The following is a 26,304-nucleotide window of genomic DNA, read 5'->3' on the forward strand; positions in this document are numbered from 1 at the left end:
ATACCAACTGCGTTGTACGGGCGAATATGCTAACGCGCTGGCGGTGATTGGGACAATCGGAGAAGGTGGCGAGATAGTCGGGGATCGGCGTACGACGGAAAACGGCGGCGTCATCCGACACCGCCGTTTTCGGTGGCCGCAATCCGGTTGCGGCCGGGATCACATCCTGTGAGAGATGGGATTACTTCAGGTCGAAGCGGTCCAGGGTCATGACCTTGCTCCAGGCGTCGACGAAGTCCGCGACGAACTTGTCTTCGCTGTCGTTGAGGGCGTAGACCTCGGCCACTGCGCGCAGCTCGGAGTTGGAACCGAACACCAGGTCGACCGGCGTGGCGGTCCACTTCTTCTTACCGGTCTCGCGGTCGTAGCCCACGTAGAGACCATTCTCCTCGGAGGACTTGGACCACTTGGTGGACATGTCCAGCAGGTTGACGAAGAAGTCGTTGCTCAGGGTGCCCGGGCGGTCGGTGAAGACGCCGTTGCCGGAGTCGCCACTGGTGGCGCCCAGGGCGCGCATGCCGCCGACCAGCACGGTCATCTCCGGTACGCTCAGGGTCATCAGGTCCGCGCGGTCGATCAGCATGTCGACCGGCATCAGGTGGGCCTCCTCGCTGTAGTAGTTGCGGAAGCCGTCCGCCTTGCGCTCCAGGAAGGAGATGGCCTGTACGTCGGTCTGCTCCCGGGTGGCGTCGTTGCGGCCAGGGGTGAAGGGCACCTCGATATCGTGGCCCGCATCGGCGGCGGCCTTCTCGATCGCGGCGGCACCGCCGAGCACGATCAGGTCGGCCAGCGAGACCTTCTTGTTGCCGGACTGGTCATCGTTGAAGTCTTCGCGGATTTCCTCCAGCTCATCGAGCACCTTGTCCAGCTCGCGCGGGTCGTTCACGGCCCAGTCTTTCTGCGGTGCCAGGCGGATGCGCGCGCCGTTGGCGCCGCCGCGCATGTCGGTGCCGCGGAAGGTGGACGCGGAGGCCCAGGCGGTGCGCACCAGTTCCGGTACGCTGAGGCCGGCATCCAGGATCTCTTCCTTCAGTTCCGCGATATCGCCGTCGTCGATCAGGGTGTAGTCCACTGCCGGGATCGGGTCCTGCCAGATCAGCTTCTCTGCCGGCACCTCGTCACCCAGGTAGCGCGCGCGCGGGCCCAGGTCGCGGTGGGTCAGCTTGAACCAGGCCTTGGAAAAGGCCAGCTGGAATGCTTTCGGATCCTCGGCAAAGCGCTTGGCGATCTTGCGATAGGACGGATCGAACTTCAGCGCCAGGTCGGTGGTGAACATGATCGGCGCGTGGGTCTTGCCTTTCACGTGTGCGTCGGGCACGAACTTGAGCTTGTCGGCATTCTTCGGCACCCACTGGATGTGGCCCGCCGGGCTCTTGGTTTTCACCCACTCGAAGGCGAACAGGTTGGTCAGGTACTGGCTGCTCCAGCGGGTCGGGGTGGCCGTCCAGGCGCCCTCCAGGCCACTGGTGATGGTGTCCTCGGAGTGGCCCTTGCCGCACTTGTTCTTCCAGCCCAGGCCCTGCTGTTCCAGGCCGGCACCGGCGGGAGCATCGCCCATGCAGTCGCTGGCCTTGTGCGCACCGTGGGCCTTGCCGAAGGTGTGACCGCCGGCGATCAGCGCCACGGTTTCCTCGTCGTTCATGGCCATGCGGCCGAAGGTCTGGCGGATGCGGTCGGCGGCCAGTTTCGGGTCCGGGTTGCCCTGCGGGCCTTCCGGGTTGACGTAGATCAGGCCCAGTTGGGAGGCGGCCAGCGGTTTCTCCAGTTTGTCGTCGCCGGAGTAGCGTTTGTCGTTGCCCAGCCACTCGCGCTCGGAGCCCCAGTAGACAGTGTCGGCTTCCCACTCGTCGACGCGGCCGGCGGCGTAGCCGAAGGTCTTGAAGCCCATGGACTCCAGCGCCACGTTACCGGCCAGGACCATCAGGTCGCCCCAGGAGATCTTGTTGCCGTACTTCTGCTTGACCGGCCACAGCAGGCGTCGCGCCTTGTCCAGGCTGACGTTGTCGGGCCAGCTGTTGAGCGGCTCGAAGCGCTGCTGGGCACCGCCGGCGCCGCCGCGACCGTCGTAGACGCGGTAGGTACCGGCACTGTGCCAGGCCATGCGGATAAAGAAAGGACCGTAGTGACCGTAGTCGGCGGGCCACCAGTCCTGGGAGGTGGTCAGCACTTCCTCGATGTCTTTCTTGACCGCATCGAGGTCGAGGCTATTGAAGGCTGCCTCGTAGTCGAAGTTTTCATCCAGCGGATTGGACTTCTCGGAGTGCTGGCGCAGGGGTTGCAGGTCGAGCCTGTCGGGCCACCAGTCCCGATTGGACATGGGGGTGTCCGCGGCATCGACATTGGCGGAGATGGCTACAGCCAGTGCCGCCGCTATCGGTAGTGTTTTCTTGAGCATTGGATTGCGTCCCTTATGGTTTCGCTATTGAGCAGTTCCAGGCTATAGGGAAGCGCAATGATGGGGAAATTAGACGTAGTTATTGGCCTGATAGTAGGGGGCAATTCCTTTTTTGTTTAAAAAGCGAACGATTATACCAACCTGCGGCCAATCTGCCTGCGGCGCAATCAGCTCCCCGGGCGTTTTGGCATCAGAAACCACAGTACGATGGCAACCAGGAACAGCGCCGGCACATCGCCGAGCAGGTTGGCGCGCTCGGTTTCGTCGACCAGCGCCTGTACCAGCATGATGCCGCCGTGGACGATGCTGGACCAGACGGTAAACCAGATCAGGCTGGCATTGGCGGCCGGATCGCGGGCCGCGCGCAGCAGGAAGACGCCCAGCGTCGCGTAGATACCCATGATCATCTGTTCGTATTCCGGCTGCCGCGGCGTCCAGCCCCAGCCCGAAGGCCATATCCACATCATCATCGGATAGATGCCGAAGATAAAGATCAGGCCGATGACCACCAGTGCGATTTTCAGCAACCGGTTTGCACTCGTCACATCCATATCGATTTCCTCCGCCGTTGTGTCGGCGAAACCGTGCGTCACTCTCTGCCAGCGGCCGGACTGCTCTCCACCAGGGAGCCCCAGCCGGCCATGGCGCAGTCGGCCACCGCCAGTAATGCGCGCCGCGAGGCGCCGTCGCGGGCCTGTATCGACATGCCGTGCTGGACAGTGGCGAAATAATTGGCGATGGCCCTGCAGCTGATCTGCGGCGCTATTTCGCCCTCGGATACGGCGCGTTTCAGGCGCCGCTCCAGGGCCGCCACATTGCCGGCGCGCTCGGCTTTCAGGCGCTCGCTTACTGCGGCGTTGGCGCCCTCCATCTGCGGCGCCGCCAGTACGACCATACAGCCGCGGGAGCCGGGGCCCGCGCTATAACTCCTGGCAGTGGATTTTAGCAGGTGCTCCATCGCCGCGCGGGCGCTCGGCGCCGTGTCTATCCCGTCCCAGATATCCCGCCCCTGGCTGGACACGTAGAGATCCAGCGCCTCGTTGAACAGCGCCTCTTTGCCGCCAAACGCGGCGTAGATGCTCGGCGGCCTGAGCGCCATGGCTTCGGTCAAGTCGGCCATCGAGGTGTTGTCAAAACCTTTCCGCCAGAAGAGTTCCATTGCGCGGCGCAACGCCTGCTGGCGGTCGAAGTTGCGCGGGCGCCCGCGTTCGGCCATATCGATTCTCCAACAATTCTGTAGTGATCGTTTAATAACCCACTTGACCCGCAATGACAAGTCGCCCATATTAATATAACGATCACTACAGAATATGAGGTGGAGCAATGCAATCATTAGCAGGGAAAACCGCACTGATCACCGGTGGCGGTCGCGGTATCGGCGCGGCCATTGCCCGCAGGCTGGCCGGCGACGGCGCCAGGGTGGCGATCACCTACGGCCGGTCGCGTGACAGCGCCGAGGCGCTGGTCAGTGAGATTGTCGCCAGTGGCGGAGAGGCGCTGGCACTGCGGGCCGACAACCGCGACCCGCAGGCGCTGGAAGCGGCCGTGGAGGAAGTGGCGGTGCGCCACGGCACCATCGATGTGCTGGTCAACAACGCCGGTATTTTTCACACGGGTACCATCGACGAGCTGACGCTGGAAGATTTCGACCGCACCATGGATATCAACGTGCGCGCGGTATTCGTGGCCAGCAAGGCCGCCACCCGGCAGATGCCCGATGGCGGCCGAGTCATCACTATCGGCAGCAACCTGGCGCCGAGGGTGCCCTGGCCCGGCATTGGGCTCTATTCCATGAGCAAGGCGGCGCTGGCCGGTTTTACCCGCGGCCTGGCGCGGGACCTGGGCGGGCGACGCATCAATGTCAACGTGATCCATCCCGGCTCCACCGACACCGACATGAATCCGGCCGATGGCGAGATGTCCGATGCCCAGCGCGGCCTGATGGCCATACCGCGCTACAGCGATCCGTCGGACGTCGCCGGCATGGTGGCCTGGCTGGCGGGCCCCGAAGGTCGCTCGGTGACCGGCGCCGAGTTCACCATCGACAACGGCGCCAATGCGTGACAGCGCCACGCAGCGCGGCGATTGCCGCGCTCGCCGCCGCTACCGCGGTGATCGCAACGGTGGAACTTATCGCCATCGGGCTGCTGCGCCGGCCCCGCTTCCTGGCTCACCTGCTGCTGTGTGCGCTCGGATTGCAAGGGGTTGCGCGGGTTCAGGCGGCGGGCTCCGGCACCTGTTGTTGCGCTTCGCCGGAATAGCGGCTCGCCGACTTCAGCCGGCGCAGGTAGCCGTGTAGCAGCTCCGCGTCCAGCCCGTGCAGCATCAGGCGAAAACCCGCCTGCAGTGTCGTGTGCGGCACCATCGGGTGGCGGTTGCTGACCAGCGACAGGGCCATGCCGTCGTTGAGAAGTTTGCCGATATAGATGGAGACGGTCTCGTCCAGCTGCAGGGAATTGCTGGCGCGCCAGAAATCGTGATCGGACAGGAACAGCGCGTAGAGCGGCGTGTACATCTCGATGGCGGTCTGCAGGTCGAGTAGGTTGGTGATGTGATTACCGCCCGGTTCCAGATCGAACTCGCCGTCGGTAATCGCGGAAAAATCCAGGTCATCGACCGCCACGATATCGCGGTTGTCCCGGCGCAGCTGTGTGTTCAGCTCGGCGATAAAATTGTAGATATTCAGGTCGTGGATCAGGAAGGTGTCGTCGAGCAGGTCGCGCAGTCTTTGCGGGCGCAGGGGTCTTGTGCTGTCGATGCGGATACCGTCGATATTATCGGCGATAAACTGCAGCAGTTCGGTGCCGATATGGAAGTGGCGCAGTATCAGGTAGTTGGCGTCGCGGCGGACAAAATACTTGAGTCCCCAGTAGATGGTTCTGTGCAGCAACCGCGACGAATTCCAGCGCTCGGGAATAACGATGCGCAGCAGCTGCACCAACACGATGCTGAGCCGCGCCAGCGGTCGTACCACCGGCAGCAGCAGGCGCCGCGACCAGGTATTGTTGCCGGCCAGCAGAGCCTTTTTCGCCGGCTCGTGGATCGGCAGGCTGCGATCCAGGTAGAGCGCCAGCCAGGGATTGGGGTCGCGGCGGTCGATGCGCTCGTTTTCGAAATCACTGTTCCAGCTCATGGCCATCCCTGTTTTTATAGGTTAGTTCCGGTGGAGATAAGCGAATATATTGGCGACCCTGAAGCCGGTGGCTGTTTGCGGGACACGCTGTGAATACGTCCCTGTACGCTCGTAATCGACATCCCTGTCTCATACGGTCCCGCAAACAGCCACCGGCTCCAGGGCCTTAGCATCAAATTCCGATGTTCTTCTCAGGCTCCCTGGAAGCAATTCAATCAAGAGGTCAATCATTCCGGCGTAGCCCGGATGGAGCGTAGCGGAATCCGGGACAGGGGGCGGCCTGGCACCACATTCCCGGATTCCGGCGCTGCGCGCCTCCATCCGGGCTACAGCTCTGAAACTTGAGTTAGTAGTTCCCCAACTCTTCCAACTGCAGCAAATAAAGCCGCCCGGTCACCCGCGCCGTCTCCGCTATTCGTTCCGCCAGGCCGTCGACCTGCAGCACGCCCGATTCCAGCACTGCCTGCAGTTCCGCCAGGTGGTCTTCGTCGTGCTCGGCGTGATAGTGGTAGAAAGACACCTGGCGGGGTTCGAGCGCCAGGTGCTGCTGCAGTGCACGGGCGAAGATACAGGCAAAGTGTTTGCCCAGGCCCTCGATAATAAACATGGCACCGAGCAATTCCAGCGGATTCGGCCGCGCCGCACACTGGAACATCCAGGCAGACAAGGCGCGGGAACCGATATTCTGGCCACCGTTGTGCAGAACCGCGATATCACCGCCGGCGGCAGCGTAATCCCGCTCCAGCATTTCGTAATCGCGGTGCTCGGTGCGCGCGTGTTCGAGAAACCGCGAGCGCAGTTCCAGGTGATCGCGATCGATGGACGACACCGCGCGGGCAATCCAGCGGGAGCCGTCGAGCACCTGCTGGTAGTGGTCGTGCAGCAACAACCGGTAGTCCTCGAGGCGCAGGGCGCCGCGCAGGGCCCGGGCAATGATCGGCACCCTGACCAGGCGCCCTTCGAAATCCGCCCAGGTTTTACCGGGTTCGCGCATTACCGCCGCGGATTCGCTGTGTACCGTTTCCATTTCCATCATGCCTTCCTTAAACCACGGTCATGCCCATAAACGATGCCAGACAGCGACCGCTCTCCGGCACGAAACACAGGATGCGATCGCCGCGCCGCAACTTTTCCTGCCGCAGCAGCCGGTCGATCAGCAGGAAGATTGTCGCGGCGCCCACATTGCCGCTGTCCGACTGGTGATTGTGCCAGCGCTCTTCCGGGATCATGGCGGCGGAGCGGGTCAGCAGCGACTTCATGCGCTCGCCCAGGGAGCGGGCCGAGTAATGCGGCAGGAAATAGCGGATATCCGCCGGCGACAGCTGGTGTTTGTCCAGCACTTCGAGGAAATAGCCCATCCACACCGGGAACATCTGCTCCAGCAGATCGAAATCCTGCCGCAGTATGATGGCGCCCTGCCCATAGGCCGCGCCGGGGGAATCGTAGTGGGACCAGGGTCGCGATTCCTCCGGACTGTTGCCGGCGGCACCGGCGTACATGCAGTTGGGGAACCGGTCGGCGAAGGATTTCTGTTCGATCCAGTCGATCCTGAGGCCGGGGCGATCCGGGTCGGGCCGGTCCTCCAGCACCAGTGCCCCGGCGCCGTCGGACAGGGTCCAGCGCAGGAATTCGTACTGCATCGCCTGCGCGATGTCCATGCCGGAAAAATCCAGCCCGCGGTAGAAACCCGGCTGGAACCAGCGGCTGGAAAACTCGCTGCCGCTGGCGGCGGCGATGCGGTGCTGCCCGGCACGGATATTCAGCCAGGCGGATTTGATCGCCATCATGCTGCTGCCGCAGACGCTCTGGTGGGAACTGATTTCCAGCGGGGTGCCGCCCAGCGGGGTGCCGCCCAACTCGCCGTGGACACTGCTGGCGATACCGGGAACCAGCAGGTCCGCCTGGGTGGTGCCGCAGGCCAGGTACTGCAGCTGTGCCGGATCGCGGCGCGCGCTGTCGCAGGCGGCCTCGACCGCGCGGGCGGCCATCTGCGCATTGCTGAAGAGGTAGTTGCCGTCGGCATCGATGGCGTAGTGACGTGCGCGGATGCCGTTCTGGCGCAGGGCCAGCGCCTTGAGTCTGCGGCTGTGTTCACCGAGCAGGCCGATCCGGGATTCCATTTCGCGGTTGGCCACCGGTGCACCGGGCAGAAAACTGCCGCTCCCGGTGATAAAGACTTCCTGCATGAATCCGTTGCCCAGTTGTTATTCTATTCGGGCATCTTATCACTTAAGCGCGAGATTCACCGCCGCGCGAGCATGAATCTCCGCGGTATCGAACAGCGGTATCGGCACGTTCTCCGGCCGCAGCAGCAGCCCGATCTCTGTGCAACCGAGCACCACCGCCTCGGCACCGGCCCGCTGCAGCCGCGAGACGATGCCGCCGAATTCCCGCCGGGACACCTCCGTCACGGTGCCGCGGCAGAGTTCCTCGAAGATCACCCGGTGCACCAGCGCGCGGTCGATCTCCCCCGGGATATCGACCGCGATGCCGTGCTGCTCCAGCAGCCGCTTGCGGTAGAAATCCTGCTCCATGGTAAACGCGGTGCCGAGCAGGCCGACGCGTCGGATACCGGCCTGCTTGATGGCCGCCGCGGTGGCATCGGCAATATGCAGCAGCGGTACCGGCACCGCCGCTTCGATGGCCGGCGCCACTTTGTGCATGGTGTTGGTACACAGCACGAGAAAGTCCGCGCCGCCAGCCACCAGGGCTTCGGCCGCGTCCACCAGCAATTCGCCGGCCCGCTGCCACTGGCCGCTGCGCTGAAGGGGCTCGATATCGGCGAAGTCGATACTGTTCAGCAGCAGGCGCGCCGAGTGCAGGCCGCCGAGTTTTTCACGCACTGCTTCGTTGATAAGGCGGTAGTAGATCTGGGTGGATTCCCAGCTCATACCGCCGATCAGGCCGATCGTTTTCAAGGTTTTTCCAGATCCTGCGGTGTATGACAGACAACCTCTATGTTATGCCCATCCGGATCCAGAACGAAAGCCGCGTAATAGTTTTCGTGGTATTCGGGGCGCACAGCGGGCGCACCGTTGTCCCTGCCGCCCGCTTCCAGCGCGGCCCTGTGGAACTCGTCCACGGCCTCCCGATCGTCGGCGCGGAAGGCGATGTGCAGATTCGGCGCCGTACTCTTGCCGCCCTTGATCCAGAAATCCGGCTTGTCGGCCCAGCCGAAGCCGGCCCAGTCGTCGTATTCCAGGATCAGCTCGTAGTCCAGCGGCGCCAGCGCCAGGCGGTAGAACTCCTTGCTGCGCTCGTAACTGTGAATATGAATTCCGATATGATCGAGCATTCCCTGTTCCCTTGATCCAGTGACACAATCAGAATTTATAGCGCACCGACGCGCGCAGTGAGCGCGGTTCGAAGATATGGTAGTGGATATCCTCGACACCGCCGGCCGCTTCACCGGCCAGGCGGGACGCGTAGAAATAGTCCACGTCGTGGTCATCGGAATCCAGCGCGTTCAGCAGGTCCAGTTGCAGGCGCCAGCTCTGCAGGTCGCGACCGACGCGCAGGTTGAGCAGCGATGATCCAGCCGACTCGACACCGCCGTCCTCAACCAGCGGGTAGGAGCCGAAATGCCGCAGGTGCGCGGCCGCAAACCAGCCGCCGTCGCCGCGATAGTTTACGGCGGCACTGGCCACCAGCGGAATGGCGCCGGGAATGTCATCGCCAACCATCTCCCTGTCGGCAAAAGACGCATCGGTATACGACAGTTCCAGTTCCGCATCGAGGCGCTCGCTCGCGAACCAGTAGACCCCCAATTCCACACCGCTGCGCTCGCTGGGGCGGCTGGCCTCGGTGTTGCCGGCGTCGCCGACAAACAGCAGCTCGGAATCCAGTTCCAGGCTCCACAGCGCCAGGGTGCTGTGCAGGCGGTCGCTCACGAACACCCGCGCACCCAGTTCATAGCCGCTGGAGGCCACCAGCGGGTCCACCGGCTCCGCCGCTTCACCACTGGTTGGATCCAGCTGGATCACGGTGCCGCGGGCATCGTTGGAGTGCAGCCCCTGGCCAAAGCTGGCGTAGAACTCGGCGATATCGAACGGCTGCCAGGCAAGGCTCGCCTTGAACGAAGTGGCGCCATCGGATTCGGTGCCACTGTTCTGCGGCAGGGAGGCCTCCACATCGAAATCGTAGTGATCGTAACGCAGGCCGAGGTAGCTGCGCAGTGTATCGGTCAGTGCGTAGTTGTGCGCCGCGTAGAATCCGAGACTGTCTTCCATCACCGCGTCCTCGCGCACCCTGGCCACCGGCTCGCGCGCTTCGGTGCGATAGAGGCCGACGCGACCGATATCATCGCGCCGCCCCTGCAGGCCCAGCTCCCAACCATTGCGTTCACCGCGCCACTGCCGGCTGAGATCGAAACCGTAGATCCTGCGATCGTCGAATTGCTTGAACTGGTCGCCGCGCGCGGCATCGTCGAGCCCATAGGTAAAATTGGACCAGAGGGAAAATTCGTAGTCGATGATATAGGCGTTGGCACGGAAGGCGCCATCGTCGAGCGGCGCATCCCAGTTCGCGGACAGGCTGCGTCGCGATGTCTCGCCGCCCAGTGCGCCGTCGATGGAACCGTAGGCATCGATGATGCCCTGCTCCACTGCGCGCGCGGGGATCTGGTCCGGGGAGTTCCAGTCGTTGTCGTAACTCATCGCCGTGACACTGCCGCGCCCGCCCCCCAGTTCGCCGCTGAGCTTCGCCAGCAGGTTGAGTTTGTTCACGTCCTCGTCGATATCGCTCCAGGGCCCCGCGTAAGTCTGCCACTCGGCGGCGTAGAGCAATGCACTGGACTCCAGTTCACTGGAGTCGGCGATCACACCGCGACGCCAGCCGTATTCACCCAGGCTGAGCTCTGCCAGGCCCTCCGGCAGGGTGTCGGCAGTACTGAACGCCGCCGCCCCGGCGGAGGAGAAATCCCCCACATCCGCGTAATAGGGCCCCTTGCGATAGTGCAGCCGCCCGACGGTCTCCGGAATGACGAAGTTGAGATCCGTATACCCCTGGCCGTGACCGTGGGTGCGCAGGTTGACGGGCATGCCGTCGACGGAAGTGGCGAAATCGGTGCCGTGATCGAGATTGAAGCCGCGCAGGAAATACTGGTTGGCCTTGCCGCTGCCGGAGTGCTGGGTGGCGACCATACCGGGGACGAATTCCATCAGGTCGCCGGTGCGCAGCAGCGGCCAGCCCCCGATCCCCGTGGGGCCGACTTCCCCCTCCGAGGCGGAGATCGCCTCGCCGGTCAGGTCGAGACGCCGGCCGATAACCGACACCTCTTCAACGGATTGTGGGCTGCCCGTTGCGGCGGCGAGTATCAGTGGAAGCATCGGGCTCATGATAATTCCTTGCAATATAGAAATATCAGCTGCATCGCGGGGGTACGCGGACCGCTATCTCGCAGCGCCGGGAAGAACAGGATCAATACAACGCGTATCGGGCGAAACTGCAGGACCAAGAAGCTAGTGGGCCGTGCGGGAAGTTCGCAAACAGTTCGCTGTGCCAAAGCGCCCAGCTCTCATCTCTGCGTTGAGAAAGCTTGAAATAAACCTGCTATTCCAGCGCTTTCCCGCTTTGACCTGAACGCTTTGGCTGTGCTCCTTTGTTCGTGAAATTCGCGCACAGCACATTAGGCCCAGGGCCATACCCCGTCAATGCGTCAATTACCGCATTGCGGCCACCTGCCGGAAGCGATATGCGGAGCGACAAGCCGGGACCTACAACCCCAGCTTGTTGCGCGCAATGATAGCCAGCATGAGTAGTATCAAAGTCGCAATCCAGACGGAAATATAGATGCGCATCGCCCGTCGCGCAGACTTTTTCTGCCACCAGGTGCGCGGTGCAATGCCCTTGAGCAGGAATACCAGCTTGCAGGCGAGGTTGACGCAGACGATATTGACCGAGAGCAACAACCCCGCGCCAGCGGCCAGTTGCCAACGGCCGCAACCGAGCATCAGGCCCACTGTGGCCGCTGGCGGCAACAGTGCCACCGCGACCATGACGCCCACGAGTACCGCGGAGAGCCCGGTCGTCATCGATAACGCCGCCGCGGCGCCGGACGCCAGCGCCAGCACTACAGCGGCGAGATTGACCTCGGTGCGCGCCAACAGTTCATGGTTGAGGGTGTCGATTGGCCACAGGGCGCCGATGGCCACGGATATGACAATCGCAATGACGATACCGGCAGAGAGTGATTTGAACGCCTGCTTCATCAGCGCCGTATCCCCCAGCGCGGTACCCATGCCAAATGCCATATTCGGGCCCAGCAGCGGCGCAATCACCATGGCGCCGATGACGACCGGTATATTGTTTTCCAGCAGGCCGATGGCCGCCACCAGCGTCGATAGCAACACCAGGGTGACGTAGTCCCAGTCCAGCCGCGCGCTTTTTTCGGCAGAGGCATAGAGTGCTTCGCGTGCCGCCACGGCGGCATCTTCTTTTTTGCGCGCCTCATCGGTCGCCTGGGGCAGCGAAACCTCGACCGGGATCACCAGCACACGCGCATCGGGTTGCGCGTTCAGTACGTCCTGCAGAGCATCGAGAATCGGCTGCATATGGTCGTCACTGGCCAGCATGCGCATGCTGTGCAGGCCGGACTGGTCCGCTGACCCCAAACGGAAATCCTGGGCCTGCTGTTCTTCGGCAATGGCGGAAATTCGCCCGATCGATTCGGCCGTGGCGGTGATCTCAATCAACTTCATGGCGCTTGGGAAAGGCCCACTGTAAAGGAAACCCTTCCAGTGTAATTCAGCGCTGGCTTTTCACCGCTGGGGCTAATCGATAATCGCGCGCCACAGGGCCAGCTTCTGCGAAAAGCGCAGCGCGGCGTGCGCGGGGCTGGTGGACGGCAGTCGCCGCGTCGGGATCGCGACGAGCGGGGCCGGCAGTTGCGGTTGTACGTATTTGTTGTACATCTGCTCGGCCTTGGCGCCGTTGAAATAGATATGTTCTATCCGCGGGTGGCGGGCCAGAAAGCCGGCGAAATCGTTGGGCACTATCGACGACTCGACAATCGCCGAATCCAGGCTGCCGGAACGCGTACAGGTTCTCAGCACATCCCAGAGCGCGATGCGGTTTGCACGCAATTGTTCACAACAGGTGGCGTAGCTGGAGTCGCCATCCAGCCCCAGCAGCTCGATGACAATCCGCCAGAAGGCATTGCGCGGATGCGCGTAATAGCGCTGCGCGCGCAGCGAGGCGACCCCGGGCATGGAACCGAGCACCAACCGCGTGGCGTCCCCGGCGGCGATGGGCTCGAAACTGTGTACATGACTCATCGACAGCTCCGGAACATTGGGGCCTGGCGGCATCCCCGGATTCCGCTGCGCTGCATCCGGGCTACGCGAACACCTCGCCGGGCAGACATCCATTGCCCGTTTTTTACGATTTTCCGCCGGAATTACAGGCGCGCTCAAGCCAATCCCGCTGCAACAGGCCGAACAACATCGCATCCTGGATTTCGCCCAGGTGGAAGTAGCACTCGCGCCGCAACCCTTCGCGCCGGAAGCCGAGTTTTTCCAGCAGGCGGATGGAGGCACCGTTGCGCGGATCCGCATCGGCGCCGAGCCGGTGCAGGTTCAGCCGGCCAAATGCAAAATCGATCACCGCGGACACGGCGCGCAACGCCAGTCCCCGGCCCCAGTGCTGCCGACCCAGTGCAAAACCGATCTCGGCACAGCGATTGTCGCGGTCGATCGCGGCCAGCGTGCAGGTACCGACAATCTGCCCGGCCAACACGATACCCCACTGGTAGAGACTGCCGGCGAGAAAGCCCTCGCGGATCGACAGCAGGTACTGTTCCGCCGCGGCGCGTGTATCCAGTGGTTCAGTGGCCATATAGCGCACGACTTTGCGATCCGAAAAGATCGATTCCAGCACCGGCAGGTCGCGCCCGGTCAGCCAGCGCAACTGCAGGCCATCGCCTTCCAGTGTCGGCAACCGTGCGCCCAGCTCGTCCGGATTCACGGGGCAAACCGCCACTGGTAGAGACCGTAAGCGGCAACGCCGCTGCCGAAGATAAACTGCGCGATCAGCAATGTGCGAATCGCAAAGGTATAGCGGACCAGGGTACCGCGCCGGCTGCTGTCGCGGATAAACGGCCGGCTCCTTTCCGGCAGTTCCTGTTCGAGCTGCCGGAGGCCGGGCGTCGCCAGGCTCAGCAGCTCGCGGCTGCGCGCATCCACCAACCAGAAAACCGTCGACAGGATCACGACAAAACCGCCGATCAGCGCCAGGCTCAACGGATGGAACCCCTTCTCCACCGCGGTGAAAATGCCACCCTCGGCAAACATCGACAACACCACGAAGAAGTTGAACGCCTTCAATCGCTGCTCGGCATTGAACCGGTAGTGCTCCCACAGATACGCGCGCTGTTCCAAATCCATTTTCCCCAAAGTACTGCAGGCCGGAGAGGCCAGTTCAAACCCAGTCGGGCCGCTCCAACCGAAACACGAAACAGTCATCATCGCCGAACCGGCGTGGCCCGACAAACCGGAAACCGAGACGTTCATAGAAGCGGTGCGCGCGGACGTTGCTCGCCAGCGGATCGATCAGCACCGCGGTGACCTCCGGTGGAGCGAAGCATTTTTCCAGGGCCAGTTGCATCATCCACGTACCATAGCCGCGCCCCAGGTCGTCGGTCTCGCCGATCCAGATATCGATCGCGCGCAGCCTGTCCGGCACATCGCCCCAGTAGCGGCTCTCTTCCCGCGCCGGGTCGATAATCTGCATAAAGCCGATCGGCCGGCCTTCCAGCTCGGCGATCAGCTGTTCGCGCCAGTCCGGACTGCGCGCCAGCTCCACTTCCCAGCCCCAATCGTCATTCGGGTCCGCGGCGATCACATGCGGCTGCTTATCCCAGTGGCGCAGTAGTTGCAGGTCGCCTGGTGTCGCGGCGCGCAGTGTTACTCTGCTCATGACTCCCCCGTTTGGCAGGTCCAATTGCCGAGACGCCCCGCGACGATGGTTTCACTGGAATCCAGATAGGTCGACACCGACTTCACTCCGCCGTCTCCCGCACCTTGTCGTGGGAGCCGGGGTAGTCGTCGTACTGCGGCAGGTCGTCGTCGATTTCAAACCAGGGGGATTTGGAGCCGACAAAGAAGTGGCCTTCCACGGTATTGTTCGGGCGCTGGTCCAGGCCGCCGAGCGGAATACCGATTTTATCCGGACTCTCGTCATAGGTGCTGATCAGGCTGGAACCGCAGATGGAGCAGAAATTCTTGACGGTATTTTCCGACGAGTGGTAGCGGGACAGGTACTCCTCGCCCTTCAGCCATTGGAACTGGCTGCTTCTGATCGTCGCGCGGGTGCGGAAGGCGGCGCCGTGCCAGCGGCGGCACTTGGAGCAGTGGCAGTTAAAGATCGGGCCCAGTTCACCGGTGATCTGGTATTCGATGGCTTCGCAGAGACATCTGCCGGTCAACTTCTGCATGGCGACCTCCGTTATCGTCGGTTTTTACCAAGCCTTTTATACAGGGACCGGAGACAAATAAACAGGTGGGGATGAATCGCGGTTCGCCTGCAAGGCAGGCTCCTACACATGCCTGGAGAAAAGGCGCAGGGGAATAGAGAACGGGCGAACGCAGGGTTCGCCCGTACAGGCGGCCATTCAACGATGCACAGTTCTACCGATTCGCGCGTTGCTCGATCAGCTCGTCGACCACAGACGGATCCGCCAGTGTGGAGGTATCGCCGAGGCTATCCAGCTCGTTGCCGGCAATCTTGCGCAGGATGCGGCGCATGATCTTGCCGGAGCGGGTCTTCGGCAGGCCCGGCGCCCACTGGATGATATCCGGTTTGGCAATGGGGCCTATCTCTTTTACGCACAGGTCGATCAGTTCCTGCCGCAATGCGTCGCTCGGCTCGTGGCCGGCCTTCAGGGTCACGTAGGCGTAGATGCCCTGGCCCTTGATATCGTGCGGGTAGCCCACCACGGCGGCCTCGGCGGTGTCGTCGTGCAGCACGATGGCGCTCTCGATCTCGGCGGTGCCGAGGCGGTGGCCGGAGACGTTCAACACGTCGTCGATGCGGCCGGTGATCCAGTAGTAGCCGTCGCTATCGCGCCGCGCGCCGTCGCCGGTGAAGTAGTAGCCGGGGAAGGTGGAGAAGTAGGTGTCGATCATGCGCTGGTGATCGCCGTAGACGCTGCGGATCATGCTCGGCCAGCTGGCTTTCATGACCAGTGCACCGGAACCTTCGCCATCGATTTCCCTGCCCTGCTCATCCAGCAGCGCCGGCTGCACGCCGAAGAACGGCCTAGTGGCGGAGCCGGCTTTCATATCGATGGCACCGGGCAGCGGCGTGATCAGGTGGGCGCCGGTTTCGGTCTGCCACCAGGTGTCGACGATTGGGCAGCGCTCCTCGCCGACGACCCTGTAATACCACTCCCAGGCCTCCGGGTTGATCGGCTCGCCGACAGTGCCCAGCAGTTTCAGCGAGCTGCGATCGGTTTTGGTCACATACTCATCGCCGGCACCCATCAATGCGCGGATGGCGGTGGGCGCGGTGTAGAAGATATTGACCTTGTGCTTGTCGACCACCTGCCAGCAGCGCGATGCGTCCGGATAGGTGGGCACGCCCTCGAAAACGAGCGAGATGGCACCGGCACTCAGCGGACCGTAGACGATATAACTGTGGCCGGTGATCCAGCCCACGTCGGCGGTACACCAGAAGACATCGCCCTCCTTGTAATCGAAGGCGTACTTGAAGGTCATGGTCGCCATCAACAGGTAGCCGGCGGTGGTGTGCATCACGCCCTTCGGCTTGCCGGTGGAACCGGAGGTGTAGAGGATAAACAGCGGGTCCTCGGCATTCACCGGCTCCGGCGCGCAATCGCTGCTCTGTTCGGCGACCGACTCCGCGTACCAGATGTCGCGCTTGCTGTCCCAGTCCACGTTGGCGCCGGTGCGCTTGACGACGATCGCCGTGTGCACGTCCGGGCAGCTGGCCAGCGCCTTGTCGACGTTCGCCTTCAGCGGCACGGTGCGGCCACCGCGCACGCCTTCGTCGGCGGTGATCACCAGGCGGCAGTCGGAATCGAGAATGCGGTCTTTCAGCGAGTCCGGCGAGAAGCCGCCGAATACCACCGAGTGCACGGCGCCGATACGGGCGCAGGCCAGCATGGCGTAGGTGGCCTCGGGAATCATCGGCATGTAGATGCAGACGCGGTCACCCTTCTTCACGCCGCGGGCTTTCAGCAGGTTGGCCAGCCGGCAGACCTGCTCGTGCAGCTCGGCGTAGGTGATGTTTTTGCTGTCGGCCGGGTCGTCGCCCTCCCAGATCAGCGCGGTCTGCCCGGCGCGCGCCGGCAGGTGGCGGTCGATGCAGTTGACGCTGACATTGAGCTGGCCGTCGGCAAACCAGGCGGCGTGACCTTTTTCCAGGTCTTCCTCGACCACCTTCGTGAACGACTTCTCCCACTGCAGGAAATCCTTGGCCTGCTGCGACCAGAAGGCCTCGGGGTTTTCCACCGACTCGCGGTAGAGCTTTTCGTAATCCTCGGCGCTGACATGCGCCTGGCGGGCAAATTCGGCGGGCACGGGGTGAATGTGGACTTCTGACATCGTTTTCTCCCTTATTAGAATTATCCGGCGGCCGGGCGGGCGCCACGGTTCGACCATGGGGCCAGTTATAACATTGGCACCGGATAAATGACAACGCTGTCAATCAGCGTTTCCCTTCATGATAGCCCGCTGCACGCGGGCTTTCACACCGGATGCGATGAATTGGCGCCGATCAGTCCCTGCAGGTGAGCGACCACACTGCGGCCGAGCGCGCTCAGCGCATAGCCACCCTCCAGGGCGGATACGATCCGGCCGTCCGCGTGGCGGTCGGCGACTTCCCGGATTCTTTCGGTCACCCATCGGTAGTCGTCCTCGACAAAGCGCAGCTGCGCCATATCGTCCTCGCGGTGGCCGTCGAAGCCGGCGGAGACAAACAGCATCTGTGGCTGGAAATCGTCCAGCGCCGGCAGCCAGGTTTCCTCGACCAGGCGGCGCAGTTCGGCGCCGCCGGCACCGGCCTCCAGCGGCGAGTTGATGATATTGCCGGGCAGTTCGCCGGTACCGGTGAACGGATAGAACGGGGACTGGAAACTGGAGCAGAGCAGGTAGCCGTCGCGCCCCTTGACGAAATCCTCGCTGCCGTTGCCGTGGTGCACATCGAAATCCACGATCGCGACCCGCTGCAGGCCGAAATGCCCGCGGGCATGGGCGGCGCCGATGGCGATATTGTTGAACAGGCAGAAGCCCATGGCCTTATCCCGCTCGGCGTGGTGGCCCGGCGGGCGCACGGCGCAGAAGGCCGACGGCACTTCGCCGGCCATCACCCGGTCCACCGCCGATATCACCGCACCGGCGGCGTGCAGGGCGGCGTCCAGCGAGCCCGGATTCATGCAGGTGTCCGGGTCCAGCCGCTCGATACCCGTCTCCGGCGCGCGCTCGAAAATCGACGCGACGTAATCCGGATCGTGTACCCGTTCCAGTTGCTCCCGCGTGGCTGCCGGCGCATCGAAGTGGCGCAGCACGAAGTCGATCCCGCTGGAGAGCAGCTGGTCCCGAATGGCATCGAGACGAGCCGGGCACTCGGGGTGCCCGTCGCCCATTTCGTGGCCGGCGCAGGCGGGGCTGCTTATAAATCCGATGGACATATTTTATTCCTTGTTCGATAACACTGACAGTAGCCCGGATGGAGCGCAGCGGAATCCGGGATTCCGGCTACAGGCCTTAGCTTACCCCGGGCGGCCCTGCTGCCGGGAGCACCTCTCCATAGGCAAATGCCCCGTATTCTGTAGGAGCCTTCCATGCAGGCGATTCAGGTCGGCGCCGGCAACTCGGCCATAGCCTGCAAGGCAGGCTCCTACAGCGCTCTGTTCAAGCCCTGTCTTTCGCTTGCAGATTCAACTCCAGATAAACCTCATCCAGTTCACCACCGGACGCAGGCTTAAAACCGCAGTTCTCAAACACCGCCAACATTGGGTGATTGTCCCGGCGCACACAGGCGAACATTTTTGCGATGCCACGCTCGCGGGCAATCGCCTCCATCTCCCGCAGCAGCGCAGTGGCGATACCCCGGCCGCGGCGGCTCTCCTTGATCACGAACGCCACCTCGCAGCTGTTGTCGGCTTCGTTCAGATAGTAGCGCCCCACGCCCTGGATCACTTCGGCGGCGCCTGCGCGATCGGTAAAACACAGCGCCAGGTCGCGCTGCTGGTCCACACTGACCAGACTGCAGGATTTCTCCCGCGACATCTGCGTTACATGGTGGTTGTAACGCATCATCAGGGTTTCCTTGTTGTGGGTGTAGAAGAACTCCTGCAGGCGCCGCTCGTCGGCGGGCCGCAGCGGTCGCAGTGTGTAGCGGATACCGTGGAAAGTGAAATGCTTCTCTTCCACCGGCCCCAATTCCGGCACCGGTGTCGGCGCCTGCTCCTGGTATTCGGGCACCCAGTAGAACTGGCGCACTTCGTTCAGCAGTTCGCGGCGGAACTTTGGGTGCGCGATGCGGATCAGTTCCAGCGCCCGCTCGCGGATGCTCTTGCCGTGCAGCGAGGCGATGCCGTATTCGGTCACGACATAGTGCACATGGCCGCGGGAAGTCACCACGCCGCCGCCCGGCGCCAGCGTGGGCACGATGCGCGAACGATCGCCACTGCGGGTGGTGGACGGCAGCGCGATCACCGGCCGTCCGCCGCGGCTCAGTGCCGCGCCACGGATAAAATCCACCTGGCCGCCGATACCGCTATAGAACTTCCGGCCGATCGAATCCGACACCACCTGTCCGGTCAGGTCCACCTCGATGGCGCCGTTGATCGAGACCATCCTGTCGTTGCGGGCGATGCGGGTGGGGGAATTGACGTGCTCGGCCGGGTAGAACTCGATATGCGGGTTGCCGTCGACAAAGTCGTACATGGCGCGGGTACCGATACAGAAACTGGTGACCACCTTGCCGCGGTGAAAGGTTTTCTTGCGATTGTTGATCACGCCGCTGCGCATCAGGTCCATGATGCCATCGGAAATGACTTCGCTGTGCACCCCCAGGTCGCGGTGCTTGCCGAGGTAGCGCAGCACCGCCGCGGAGACCCGGCCGACACCCAGTTGCAGCGTGGCCCCGTTGTCCACCAGCAGCGACACATACTGACCGATCTGTTCCGTGACCGGGTCCAGTTCCGGCAGCGGTCGCTCCGGCAGTTCCTCGGTCTGCTCCACCCAGGCGTCGATCTGGTCGACATGGATAAAGCTGTGGCCGCAGGTACGCGGCATGCGCGGGTTGATCTGCGCCACGACCACGCGCGCGGCGCGCACCGCGGCGGACACCACGTCGACGCTGACACCCAGCGAACAGTAGCCGAACTCGTCCGGCGGGCTGACCATGACCAGCGCCGCGTCCAGTGGCAGCAGGTGCTCGCGGAACAGTTGCGGAATTTCAGACAGGAAGCAGGGCGTGTAATCGGCGCGCCCCTCGGCAATGGCCTCGCGCACATTGGCGCCGCCGATAAACAGCGCATTGACCTTGAACAGCTCGCTGTAGCGGCGCTCGGCCCAGACGTTGTCCGACAGCGTCTGGATATGGGTCACTTCGATATCGTGCAGGCCGCGGCTGTGGGCGATCAGGTCGGTTACCAGCGCATTGGGGACGGCGGCGTTGGAACCGATGAAAATCCGGCAACCGGATTTCAGCAGATCGCCCCAGGCCACCGCCGTATCGGTCTTGGGATTGGTGAGCATGGTGGAGCCTGTCGGTTGAACACCGACAGGATAGCGGGTGGGGCCAGGGTTCGAAAGACGCGCAGGATGGGCACGCTGTGCTCTGCCCATCCTATGTGCCCGGGGAGAAAATCAGGCCCCGGCCAGCTGTACCGGGATGGTGTTGCTACTGCGCTCGACGCCGTTGTGTTGGTCGAGGTAGACGAGTTTCGGTTTGAAGCTGTCGGCCTCCTCTTCCGTCATCTGCGCGTAGGAGGCGATGATGATGCGGTCGCCCACCTGCACGCGGCGCGCGGCGGCACCGTTCATGGAGATGGTGCCGGAGCCGCGCTTCGCCAGGATCACGTAGGTGTGGAAGCGCTCGCCGTTGGTCACGTTGTAGATATCGATCTTCTCGAATTCCCGCAGGCCGGCCAGCTCTACGAGATCCCGGTCGATGGCACAGGAGCCGTCGTACCAGAGCTCGGCCTGGGTCACCGCAGCCATATGCAGCTTGCATTTCAGCAGTTCGATTTGCATGGCGCTTCTCCTGTCAGAGTTCCAGGGATACGTTGTCGATCAGCCGCGCGGCGCTGGTGTACATGGCACCGAGGATGGTGATCTGGTGGTCGTCGTCGGCGGCCGGCTGCAGGTCCCTGCTGTTGCAGATGGAGAAATAGTCCACGCGGAAGCCGGACTGCTCGATACGCTGTTTCGCCTCGCCCTCCAGCGCGGCAAAATCCCGGCGGCCGCCGGCGATCTCGTCTTTGACCCAGTTCAGGCACTGGTTCAGCACCGCCACCCGCGGGCGCTCCTGGGCGGTGATATAGCTGTTGCGAGAGCTCATCGCCAGGCCGTCGGCCTCGCGGTGCACCGGTGCGCCGATGATCTCCACCGGCATGCACAGGTCTTCCACCATACGCCGCACCACCGCCAACTGCTGGAAATCCTTGATCCCGAACACGGCCGTATCCGGCTGCACGATGTTGAACAGCTTGGTGACGACGGTGGTCACGCCCTCGAAGTGGCCCGGGCGGCTGGCGCCGCAGAGCACATCGGTCATCGCCGGACAGACCACGCGGGTCTGCTGGTCCATCCCGTTGGGATAGATCTCGCTCTCGTCCGGGTGGAACAGGAAATCGCAGTCCACGGCCCGCAATCGCGCCATGTCCGCTTCCATGGTGCGCGGGTAGGTGTCCCAGTCCTCGTTCAGGCCGAACTGCAGCCGGTTGACGAAGATGGATACGACCACCAGGTCACAATGCTGTCGGGCGGTCTTGACCAGCTCGATATGGGCATCGTGCAGGTTGCCCATGGTGGGGACGAAACCGACACTCTTGCCGGCGACACGGGCCTCGGCCAGCGCCTCGCGCAGGCTGGCGATATGGTGGAATACTTGCATGGCGTTCACTGCGACTGAATCCTGATCAGCGCGGCATCATACTCGCTGCACCCGGGAGCGACAATTGCCAGACCGGGCAAAATGTCGCGCATCTTCGGCAAACAATGACTTTACTGACGGAAAAATGCCGCCAACGGCGTCAAACCAGAACCATCATTCGGTTTTGCCCGGCGGCGCGCGCCGATATTTCCCCCTGAAAAACCATACCCCGGTTCAGGAAGGATTCAGTCGACAACCGGCAGACTGGCCCCCACATTACGAGATACCGCCCGCCGGCACGGGAAAACACCACCGGCGGCTGTGGAAAGAGTGCCTCCAGCACTCGGGCCAGAGAGCCACCGGGGCTCGGGAGAAAGCAGCCATGTATAAACTGATCACCGCCGTCGCCACCGCCAGCCTGCTGCTCGCCGGTCCGGCATTCGCCGACCGCGCCGGGCACGGCAAAAACCAGCTGAGCGGTTCGGCACTGGAACAGGCCTACAACAAACACCGCGACGCGCGCCGCGACGGCTGGCGCGGCGACGACCGCAAGAAGCGGGTAGTCGGGCACCGGCCGGCGCGCAACGATCACAATGGCCACCGGGACAGGGGCCGCGGACACGATCGCGATCGCGGCAACCGCGGCTGGGGCCACAACGGGCGCGGCCGCGATCACGACCGCGGCCGCTCCCACCGCGACAAGTACAAACACCGCTATACCTACAAGCACCGCGACCGCGGGCATCGCGGCAAACGCTACAGGAAATACCACCGCCATCACTGGCGCCCGGACCGCTTCCGCTACGGCTACCGCTGGCGCCACCTGCCGCGCAACTTTGTGCGCATCAGCTTCGGCAACCTGGGCCTGTTCTACAACGACGGGGTCTTCTACCGCCCCCACAGCCACGGCTATGTTGTCGCCCGGGCGCCAATCGGTGCCGTTGTACACAGCCTGCCCGGCACCGCCATCAGCGTGGTATTTGGCGGCCACAACTATTACGTCGCCTACGACACCTACTACCTGTGGGACACGACCCGGCGCGGCTACCGCGTGGTCGCCAACCCCGGATTCTACTGATTCCATGCCACCCCAACTGCCAGCGGCCTCCGGGCCGCTTTTTTTTGGCCTGCTGAAAACCGAATAAAAATTCAAAACAAGCACGACTCCCCGCCAATAAAGTTGAATAAATATTTGATTTCCCAGCGCTAAAAATTCAGCCTTTTCTTATCTATAGTTATTGCTTTCCGCCCCGCTTGGGCCCAACATTCGCGCCCGCCACCGACCACCCGATACAGGCAATAAACAGGCGCCATGAAGCAGCAACAAGTACAAGACTGGACTTGCGAAGACTCCGCAGAGCTCTATGGAATCCGCAACTGGGGCGCCGGTTATTTCGACCTGAACGAAGCCGGCGAAATCACTGTGCGCGTGGAAAACCCCGCCGGTGAAAACCGCAGTGTCTCCCTGATGGATATCGCCCGCGGCGCCACCGAGCGCGGCCTGGGCATGCCGCTGCTGCTGCGTATCGAGAATCTGCTGGATGCGCAGATTGCGCGCATCAACCAATCCTTTGCCAGGGCGATCGAATCCTGCGGCTACGGCAACGTGTTTCGCGGCGTCTTCCCGATCAAGGTGAACCAGCAGTGCCAGGTGATCGAGGAAATCGCCAGGGCCGGCCGCCCGTTCAACCACGGCCTCGAGGCCGGCAGCAAGGCGGAGCTGATTGCGGCCCTGTCGGTGCTCGACAACACCGACTCGCTGATCGTCTGCAACGGCTATAAGGACGAGGAATTCATCAACCTGGGCCTGCAGGCGCAGCGTCTGGGTGTACAGGTGTTTTTCGTCGTCGAGACCCCTTCGGAGGTGGAGACCATCATTCGCTGCGCCGAGCGCGAACAGGTGCGTCCCAATATCGGCGCGCGGATCAAACTCGCCTCCAAGGTGGGCGGCTACTGGAACGCCACCAGCGGCGACCGCAGTATTTTCGGCCTCGGCAGCAACGACCTGATCGCGATGGTGGACCAGCTGCGCCGGCACGATATGCTCGACTGCCTGAAACTGCTGCACTACCACCTGGGCTCCCAGGTGCCGAATATCCGCGATATCCGCACCGGTGTGCTGGAGGCCTGCCGCTATTACGCCGACCTGGTGGAGGAAGGCGCGGCCATGGGCTACCTCGACCTGGGCGGCGGCCTGGCGGTGGACTACGACGGCTCCAAGACCAACTACACCCACTCCAAGAACTACTCGCTGGATGAGTACTGCGTGGACGTGGTGGAAGCCATCATGGGCACGCTGGACAGCGAGGGCGTCGCCCACCCGACCATCATCACCGAATCCGGCCGCGCCACCGTGGCCTATTCCTCGGTGCTGCTGTTCGACATCCTCGACACCACCCGCTTCGAGCCGGTGGAGCTGGAGCACACGAAGATCACCGGTGAAGACCACCAGATGCTGCGCCACCTGCAGGACGCGGTGAACAGCATCAACCCGAAAAACCTGCAGGAAAGCTACAACGACGCGCTCTACTACCGGGACGAAATGCGCTCGCTGTACCTGCACGGCCAGGTCAGCCTGCGCGAACGCGCCAATGCGGAAAACCTGTTCCTGCAGGCCGCACAGGAAATCCGCAAGCTGCTGGACGAGGCGGAGGAGGTGCCGGTGGACCTGCAGGCACTGCCGGAGGTACTGTCGGATATCTACTATGCCAACGTCAGTGTCTTCCAGTCGCTGCCGGATATATGGGCCATAGACCAGGTCTTTCCACTGGTGCCGATCCACCGCCTGGACACCGCCCCGACCCGCTCGGCGATTATCGCGGATATCACCTGCGACTGCGACGGCAAGATCGACCGCTTTATCGGCAAGCAGGAGGAGCAGAAAACCCTGTGCCTGCACGAACTGGAAAACGGCGAGGACTATATTCTCGGCACCTTCCTGGTGGGCGCCTACCAGGAAACCCTGGGCGACCTGCACAACCTGTTCGGCGATACCAACGTGGTCAGCGTGCGCATCCAGGACGACGGCAGTGTCGACTACAGCCGCGAGATCCACGGCGACAGTATTTCCGACGTACTGAGCTATGTGGAATACCGGCCGCAGGAACTGTTCGAGCGCTTCCGTAAACTGGCGGAGCGGGCGGTGAAGGAAGGTCGGATCTCGGCGCAGCAGCGCAAGCAGATTCTGCACACTTATACGGCGAGCATGAGCGGTTATACATATTTTGAGAAGTAACTGCAGGCGCCCTCGAGAAGTAGACAGGACACCTGGAGCTCGCGGTAACCGGTGCGCACGGCGCACCCTACGACCGGAAAGAAATATCAAACTACAACGCGAAAGCGTCGATGGCGTCGCCTCAGAATGTGAAAAGAACGGATGGGGCGCTCCGTAGCCCCAAAATTCCAACAGATTTTAGCTCCGCGAAGAATAAGGAGATTTCGATATGGCCAATGTACTGATTATCGGCGCCGGCGGCGTCGGCCAGGTGGTCGCGCACAAGTGCGCCCAGGTCGAAGAGGTTTTCGAGAATATCACCCTGGCCAGTCGCACCAAGAGCAAGTGCGACAAGATTGCCGACATGCTGCCGCGCAAGATCGATACCGCCGAGGTGGACGCGGACGATGTGCCGCAGCTGGTAAAACTGATCGAAAAGGTCAAGCCGGACATGGTGATCAACGTCGCCCTGCCCTACCAGGATCTGCACATCATGGACGCCTGCCTGGAAACCGGCGTGCACTACCTGGATACCGCCAACTACGAACCGCCGGAAGAAGCCAGGTTCGAGTACAAGTGGCAGTGGGCCTATCAGGACAAGTTCGAGAAAGCCGGCCTGATGGCGCTGCTGGGCTCCGGCTTCGATCCGGGTGTGACCAGTGTTTTTACCGCCTATGCGAAGAAACACCATTTCGACCGCATCAGGACACTGGATATTCTCGACTGCAACGCCGGCGACCACGGCCTGCCGTTTGCGACCAATTTCAACCCGGAAATCAATATCCGCGAGATCACCGCCAACGGCCGCTACTGGGAAAACGGCAACTGGATCACCACTAAGCCGATGGAGGAAAAGCGGGTCTTCGACTTTCCCGAGGGAATCGGCGAGAAAGACCTGTACCTGCTCTACCACGAGGAGCTGGAGTCCCTGTCCAAGCATTTCCCGGAAATCGAGCGCGCGCGCTTCTGGATGACCTTCGGCCCCAGCTACCTGAAGCACCTGGAAGTGCTGCAGAATGTAGGCATGACCAGCATCGAGCCGATCGAGTTCCAGGGGCAGGAAATCGTGCCGATCCAGTTCCTGAAAGCGGTATTGCCGGACCCGGCCAGCCTGGGCCCGCTGACCAAGGGCAAGACCTGTATCGGCAATATCGTGCGCGGCACGAAAGATGGCGAAGAGAAAATCTACTACATCTACAACACCTGCGATCACCAGGCGTGTTACAAGGAGGTACAGTCCCAGGCCATCTCCTACACCACCGGCGTGCCGGCCATGATCGGTGCCAAGATGATGCTGGAGGGCAAGTGGATGAAACCCGGTGTCTGGAACCTGGAACAGCTGGACCCGGACCCGTTTATGGACGATATGAACAAATACGGGTTGCCGTGGCACGAGACCTGGCTGGATAAGCCGTTCCAGTGATTTTTTTCGGCGGGCTTCGGGGCGGCGCTGCTACCGGAGTTCGCACCGCCCTGCCTGCTTTCGAGTAGCGCGTAAAT

Annotated in this window: 24 protein-coding genes; 4 read left to right on the plus strand and 20 right to left on the minus strand. The window is 62.7% G+C overall.

Features of this window, described 5'->3' with window-relative positions:
- Nucleotides 1-181: 181 nt before the first annotated feature.
- The 3 genes from katG to MWN76_RS11495 form a co-directional block, all read right to left on the minus strand.
- The gene (gene katG, locus MWN76_RS11485) at nucleotides 182-2,395 is read right to left on the minus strand and encodes a catalase/peroxidase HPI (RefSeq protein WP_250461555.1); all 2,214 of its coding nucleotides are present in this window, start codon (nucleotides 2,393-2,395) and stop codon (nucleotides 182-184) included.
- 167 nt (nucleotides 2,396-2,562) lie between these two features.
- Nucleotides 2,563-2,946, minus strand: a complete 384-nt coding sequence (locus MWN76_RS11490; protein ID WP_250461556.1) for a DUF6632 domain-containing protein — start codon at nucleotides 2,944-2,946, stop codon at nucleotides 2,563-2,565.
- A 38-nt stretch (nucleotides 2,947-2,984) separates the two neighbouring features.
- Nucleotides 2,985-3,611, minus strand: coding sequence for a TetR/AcrR family transcriptional regulator (locus MWN76_RS11495; RefSeq protein ID WP_250461557.1), 627 nt, complete (start codon nucleotides 3,609-3,611; stop codon nucleotides 2,985-2,987).
- A 107-nt stretch (nucleotides 3,612-3,718) separates the two neighbouring features.
- Here MWN76_RS11495 and MWN76_RS11500 point away from each other — a divergent pair, with 107 nt between their 5' ends.
- Complete coding sequence (locus tag MWN76_RS11500; protein WP_250461558.1) at nucleotides 3,719-4,459, plus strand: SDR family oxidoreductase; 741 nt, start codon at nucleotides 3,719-3,721, stop codon at nucleotides 4,457-4,459.
- A gap of 151 nt (nucleotides 4,460-4,610) precedes the next feature.
- Here the strand turns inward: MWN76_RS11500 and MWN76_RS11505 are convergent, their stop codons facing one another.
- From MWN76_RS11505 to panC, 17 genes are all read right to left on the minus strand, one after another.
- Nucleotides 4,611-5,528, minus strand: coding sequence for a DUF6999 family protein (locus tag MWN76_RS11505; RefSeq protein WP_250461559.1), 918 nt, complete (start codon nucleotides 5,526-5,528; stop codon nucleotides 4,611-4,613).
- A gap of 346 nt (nucleotides 5,529-5,874) precedes the next feature.
- Nucleotides 5,875-6,555: an iron-containing redox enzyme family protein gene (locus MWN76_RS11510; protein ID WP_250461560.1), complete on the minus strand. Its 681-nt coding sequence runs from the start codon at nucleotides 6,553-6,555 to the stop codon at nucleotides 5,875-5,877.
- A 16-nt stretch (nucleotides 6,556-6,571) separates the two neighbouring features.
- Nucleotides 6,572-7,714, minus strand: coding sequence for a 3-oxoacyl-[acyl-carrier-protein] synthase III C-terminal domain-containing protein (locus tag MWN76_RS11515; protein ID WP_250461561.1), 1,143 nt, complete (start codon nucleotides 7,712-7,714; stop codon nucleotides 6,572-6,574).
- A 39-nt stretch (nucleotides 7,715-7,753) separates the two neighbouring features.
- The gene (locus MWN76_RS11520) at nucleotides 7,754-8,446 is read right to left on the minus strand and encodes an aspartate/glutamate racemase family protein (RefSeq protein WP_250461562.1); all 693 of its coding nucleotides are present in this window, start codon (nucleotides 8,444-8,446) and stop codon (nucleotides 7,754-7,756) included.
- Nucleotides 8,443-8,823: a VOC family protein gene (locus MWN76_RS11525; RefSeq protein ID WP_250461563.1), complete on the minus strand. Its 381-nt coding sequence runs from the start codon at nucleotides 8,821-8,823 to the stop codon at nucleotides 8,443-8,445. Before MWN76_RS11525 ends, MWN76_RS11520 begins: the two co-directional genes overlap by 4 nt.
- A 28-nt stretch (nucleotides 8,824-8,851) precedes the next feature.
- Nucleotides 8,852-10,864 (minus strand): TonB-dependent receptor, encoded by a 2,013-nt coding sequence (locus tag MWN76_RS11530; protein ID WP_250461564.1) that lies wholly within the window; start codon nucleotides 10,862-10,864, stop codon nucleotides 8,852-8,854.
- Between the two features lie 378 nt (nucleotides 10,865-11,242).
- Nucleotides 11,243-12,226, minus strand: coding sequence for a TIGR00341 family protein (locus MWN76_RS11535; RefSeq protein WP_250461565.1), 984 nt, complete (start codon nucleotides 12,224-12,226; stop codon nucleotides 11,243-11,245).
- A gap of 72 nt (nucleotides 12,227-12,298) precedes the next feature.
- Nucleotides 12,299-12,802: a DNA-deoxyinosine glycosylase gene (locus MWN76_RS11540; RefSeq protein ID WP_250461566.1), complete on the minus strand. Its 504-nt coding sequence runs from the start codon at nucleotides 12,800-12,802 to the stop codon at nucleotides 12,299-12,301.
- A 103-nt stretch (nucleotides 12,803-12,905) separates the two neighbouring features.
- Nucleotides 12,906-13,490 (minus strand): GNAT family N-acetyltransferase, encoded by a 585-nt coding sequence (locus MWN76_RS11545; protein WP_250461567.1) that lies wholly within the window; start codon nucleotides 13,488-13,490, stop codon nucleotides 12,906-12,908.
- Complete coding sequence (locus tag MWN76_RS11550) at nucleotides 13,487-13,903, minus strand: RipA family octameric membrane protein (protein ID WP_250461568.1); 417 nt, start codon at nucleotides 13,901-13,903, stop codon at nucleotides 13,487-13,489. The genes MWN76_RS11545 and MWN76_RS11550 overlap by 4 nt, the downstream gene beginning before the upstream one ends.
- A gap of 40 nt (nucleotides 13,904-13,943) precedes the next feature.
- The gene (locus tag MWN76_RS11555; protein ID WP_250461569.1) at nucleotides 13,944-14,441 is read right to left on the minus strand and encodes a GNAT family N-acetyltransferase; all 498 of its coding nucleotides are present in this window, start codon (nucleotides 14,439-14,441) and stop codon (nucleotides 13,944-13,946) included.
- Between the two features lie 82 nt (nucleotides 14,442-14,523).
- Complete coding sequence (locus MWN76_RS11560; protein ID WP_250461570.1) at nucleotides 14,524-14,958, minus strand: GFA family protein; 435 nt, start codon at nucleotides 14,956-14,958, stop codon at nucleotides 14,524-14,526.
- A gap of 193 nt (nucleotides 14,959-15,151) precedes the next feature.
- Entirely contained in the window at nucleotides 15,152-17,089 is a 1,938-nt protein-coding gene (gene acs, locus MWN76_RS11565) for an acetate--CoA ligase (protein WP_250461571.1), read from the minus strand.
- Between the two features lie 143 nt (nucleotides 17,090-17,232).
- Nucleotides 17,233-18,174, minus strand: coding sequence for a histone deacetylase family protein (locus MWN76_RS11570; RefSeq protein ID WP_250461572.1), 942 nt, complete (start codon nucleotides 18,172-18,174; stop codon nucleotides 17,233-17,235).
- A gap of 223 nt (nucleotides 18,175-18,397) precedes the next feature.
- Nucleotides 18,398-20,251, minus strand: coding sequence for a GNAT family N-acetyltransferase (locus MWN76_RS11575; RefSeq protein WP_250461573.1), 1,854 nt, complete (start codon nucleotides 20,249-20,251; stop codon nucleotides 18,398-18,400).
- A gap of 111 nt (nucleotides 20,252-20,362) precedes the next feature.
- On the minus strand, nucleotides 20,363-20,749 hold the full coding sequence (panD, locus tag MWN76_RS11580; protein ID WP_250461574.1) for an aspartate 1-decarboxylase: 387 nt from the start codon (nucleotides 20,747-20,749) through the stop codon (nucleotides 20,363-20,365).
- A 13-nt stretch (nucleotides 20,750-20,762) separates the two neighbouring features.
- Complete coding sequence (gene panC, locus MWN76_RS11585) at nucleotides 20,763-21,611, minus strand: pantoate--beta-alanine ligase (RefSeq protein ID WP_250461611.1); 849 nt, start codon at nucleotides 21,609-21,611, stop codon at nucleotides 20,763-20,765.
- A 361-nt stretch (nucleotides 21,612-21,972) separates the two neighbouring features.
- On the opposite strand from panC, the gene MWN76_RS11590 reads away from it, so the two are divergent.
- From MWN76_RS11590 to MWN76_RS11600, 3 genes are all read left to right on the plus strand, one after another.
- Nucleotides 21,973-22,668: a DUF6515 family protein gene (locus tag MWN76_RS11590; RefSeq protein ID WP_250461575.1), complete on the plus strand. Its 696-nt coding sequence runs from the start codon at nucleotides 21,973-21,975 to the stop codon at nucleotides 22,666-22,668.
- A gap of 234 nt (nucleotides 22,669-22,902) precedes the next feature.
- Nucleotides 22,903-24,825 (plus strand): biosynthetic arginine decarboxylase, encoded by a 1,923-nt coding sequence (gene speA / locus MWN76_RS11595; RefSeq protein WP_250461576.1) that lies wholly within the window; start codon nucleotides 22,903-22,905, stop codon nucleotides 24,823-24,825.
- A 208-nt stretch (nucleotides 24,826-25,033) separates the two neighbouring features.
- The gene (locus tag MWN76_RS11600) at nucleotides 25,034-26,227 is read left to right on the plus strand and encodes a saccharopine dehydrogenase family protein (protein ID WP_250461577.1); all 1,194 of its coding nucleotides are present in this window, start codon (nucleotides 25,034-25,036) and stop codon (nucleotides 26,225-26,227) included.
- Nucleotides 26,228-26,304 lie beyond the last annotated feature (77 nt).

The sequence above is a fragment of the Microbulbifer litoralis genome (genome assembly GCF_023634065.1).
Lineage (GTDB): Bacteria > Pseudomonadota > Gammaproteobacteria > Pseudomonadales > Cellvibrionaceae > Microbulbifer > Microbulbifer litoralis.

Excerpts from the sequence above, each read along its gene's own strand:
- MWN76_RS11535 (WP_250461565.1), bottom strand. The coding sequence starts at position 12,226 with ATGAAGTTGATTGAGATCACCGCCACGGCCGAATCGATCGGGCGAATT.
- katG (WP_250461555.1), bottom strand. The coding sequence starts at position 2,395 with ATGCTCAAGAAAACACTACCGATAGCGGCGGCACTGGCTGTAGCCATC.
- panD (WP_250461574.1), bottom strand. The coding sequence starts at position 20,749 with ATGCAAATCGAACTGCTGAAATGCAAGCTGCATATGGCTGCGGTGACC.
- MWN76_RS11490 (WP_250461556.1), bottom strand. The coding sequence starts at position 2,946 with ATGGATGTGACGAGTGCAAACCGGTTGCTGAAAATCGCACTGGTGGTC.
- MWN76_RS11500 (WP_250461558.1), top strand. The coding sequence starts at position 3,719 with ATGCAATCATTAGCAGGGAAAACCGCACTGATCACCGGTGGCGGTCGC.
- MWN76_RS11525 (WP_250461563.1), bottom strand. The coding sequence starts at position 8,823 with ATGCTCGATCATATCGGAATTCATATTCACAGTTACGAGCGCAGCAAG.
- MWN76_RS11495 (WP_250461557.1), bottom strand. The coding sequence starts at position 3,611 with ATGGCCGAACGCGGGCGCCCGCGCAACTTCGACCGCCAGCAGGCGTTG.
- panC (WP_250461611.1), bottom strand. The coding sequence starts at position 21,611 with ATGCAAGTATTCCACCATATCGCCAGCCTGCGCGAGGCGCTGGCCGAG.
- MWN76_RS11540 (WP_250461566.1), bottom strand. The coding sequence starts at position 12,802 with ATGAGTCATGTACACAGTTTCGAGCCCATCGCCGCCGGGGACGCCACG.
- speA (WP_250461576.1), top strand. The coding sequence starts at position 22,903 with ATGAAGCAGCAACAAGTACAAGACTGGACTTGCGAAGACTCCGCAGAG.
- MWN76_RS11515 (WP_250461561.1), bottom strand. The coding sequence starts at position 7,714 with ATGCAGGAAGTCTTTATCACCGGGAGCGGCAGTTTTCTGCCCGGTGCA.
- MWN76_RS11560 (WP_250461570.1), bottom strand. The coding sequence starts at position 14,958 with ATGCAGAAGTTGACCGGCAGATGTCTCTGCGAAGCCATCGAATACCAG.
- MWN76_RS11600 (WP_250461577.1), top strand. The coding sequence starts at position 25,034 with ATGGCCAATGTACTGATTATCGGCGCCGGCGGCGTCGGCCAGGTGGTC.
- MWN76_RS11570 (WP_250461572.1), bottom strand. The coding sequence starts at position 18,174 with ATGTCCATCGGATTTATAAGCAGCCCCGCCTGCGCCGGCCACGAAATG.
- MWN76_RS11510 (WP_250461560.1), bottom strand. The coding sequence starts at position 6,555 with ATGGAAACGGTACACAGCGAATCCGCGGCGGTAATGCGCGAACCCGGT.
- MWN76_RS11590 (WP_250461575.1), top strand. The coding sequence starts at position 21,973 with ATGTATAAACTGATCACCGCCGTCGCCACCGCCAGCCTGCTGCTCGCC.
- acs (WP_250461571.1), bottom strand. The coding sequence starts at position 17,089 with ATGTCAGAAGTCCACATTCACCCCGTGCCCGCCGAATTTGCCCGCCAG.
- MWN76_RS11505 (WP_250461559.1), bottom strand. The coding sequence starts at position 5,528 with ATGAGCTGGAACAGTGATTTCGAAAACGAGCGCATCGACCGCCGCGAC.
- MWN76_RS11575 (WP_250461573.1), bottom strand. The coding sequence starts at position 20,251 with ATGCTCACCAATCCCAAGACCGATACGGCGGTGGCCTGGGGCGATCTG.
- MWN76_RS11530 (WP_250461564.1), bottom strand. The coding sequence starts at position 10,864 with ATGAGCCCGATGCTTCCACTGATACTCGCCGCCGCAACGGGCAGCCCA.
- MWN76_RS11555 (WP_250461569.1), bottom strand. The coding sequence starts at position 14,441 with ATGAGCAGAGTAACACTGCGCGCCGCGACACCAGGCGACCTGCAACTA.